This window comes from Paenirhodobacter populi, from assembly GCF_004022215.1.
Lineage (GTDB): Bacteria > Pseudomonadota > Alphaproteobacteria > Rhodobacterales > Rhodobacteraceae > Rhodobacter > Rhodobacter populi.
The window spans coordinates 1-1211 of sequence record NZ_SAUZ01000073.1 but is presented as its reverse complement, the minus strand read 5'-3'; the positions used below and the strand labels follow the sequence as shown (position 1 = coordinate 1211).

2 protein-coding genes are annotated in these 1211 nt (G+C 62.3%); both read left to right on the top strand.

The window, feature by feature from the left end; all coding sequences use genetic code 11:
• The first annotated feature begins 201 nt into the window (after nucleotides 1–201).
• A complete protein-coding gene (tnpA, locus tag D2T30_RS22850; protein ID WP_128210652.1) occupies nucleotides 202–615 on the top strand; it encodes an IS66-like element accessory protein TnpA in 414 nt (137 codons plus the stop codon).
• Complete coding sequence (gene tnpB / locus D2T30_RS22845) at nucleotides 612–920, top strand: IS66 family insertion sequence element accessory protein TnpB (RefSeq protein ID WP_128210651.1); 309 nt, start codon at nucleotides 612–614, stop codon at nucleotides 918–920. Before tnpA ends, tnpB begins: the two co-directional genes overlap by 4 nt.
• Nucleotides 921–1211 lie beyond the last annotated feature (291 nt).

Genomic DNA, 1211 nt, shown 5'->3' with positions numbered 1-1211 from the left:
CACTACACGCGTCACGGCACACCGCAATGTTCCGAGCGTTCAGGCAGAAGCTCCAGGACGCAGGAAAGCCGGTGAAAGCCGCCTTGACAGCGACGGCCAGGAAGCTGCTCAGCATGCTCAACAGCATGATCGCCGCCGGAACGTAACGCTCCGGCGAGGGCCTTCTGACGGAATTTTTGCGGCGGTGCTAAGTCCGACCTTATGGCCGACGATAAGTTCAGACCCGAGATTGAAGTCCTATCTGCCGCGGATGTGCCGCGCCGGCGACATTGGGATGATGCGGAGAAGATCCGGATCGTTGAAGATAGCTTTCTGGGGCGTCGTCAGGTCTCGGCTACGGCGCGCCGCCATGGTGTTTCGCGCTCTCTGTTGACGATATGGCGTCGACAGTATCGGGCTGGCGAACTTGGCGTCGATGCGCCGCCCGCTTTCATCCCGCTGGCGATTTCGCCCGTGGCACCTGCGGTAGTGCCCGTGACGGCACAGCAGGCGCCGCGCGACACCCGGGATGTTCAGCTCGAGATCGTGCTCAGGAATGGGCGGCGGCTCCTCGTCCCCTCGTCGGTGGAGCCTGAGGTGTTGGCGCGGCTGCTTCCGGTTCTGGAGGGCCGATGATCGCCTTCCCGGCGGGGGTGCGCGTGTGGATTGCAGGCGGGGTCACCGATATGCGGCGCGGTATGAACACCCTGGCGCTGACGGTGCAGCAGGGGCTCGGGCGCGACCCGCACGCCGGCGAGATTTTCTGCTTCCGCGGACGCACGGGCGATCTGGTAAAATTGCTCTGGCACGATGGGGTCGGCATGTCGCTCTATACCAAGCGGCTGGAGGCCGGGAAGTTCATCTGGCCAACCAGTGGTGCCGGCGAGGCGGTGCAGATCTCCGCAGCCCAACTCGGCTATCTCTTCGATTATCCATGTTGATGCCCCTCCTTGTCAGGCTGATTGATTCTGAGGTCGATGCTGGCGATGGTGTGATTTCGCAGGCTGCGGACCGCCTCCAGTGTATGCGGGGAATTGGGAAACAGGTGCGCGCCGGTTGGCTGGCGGTCGATCCGCAGACGGCCTTTGCGGATTTGCACATAGAGCTGATCCTCCCCCACTGAAGTGGTCCGCTGTTATGTTTAGGAAACGGAGGATCGAGAATGGCAAACAAGCGGCCGAAGCCGGAAGAGATTGTCTCGAAGTTGCGGCAGGTTGAGGTTCTGATGGGGC

What these genes read in the sequence shown, in the direction of transcription:
- tnpA (WP_128210652.1), top strand. Translation starts at nt 202, where the DNA reads ATGGCCGACGATAAGTTCAGACCCGAGATTGAAGTCCTATCTGCCGCG.
- tnpB (WP_128210651.1), top strand. Translation starts at nt 612, where the DNA reads ATGATCGCCTTCCCGGCGGGGGTGCGCGTGTGGATTGCAGGCGGGGTC.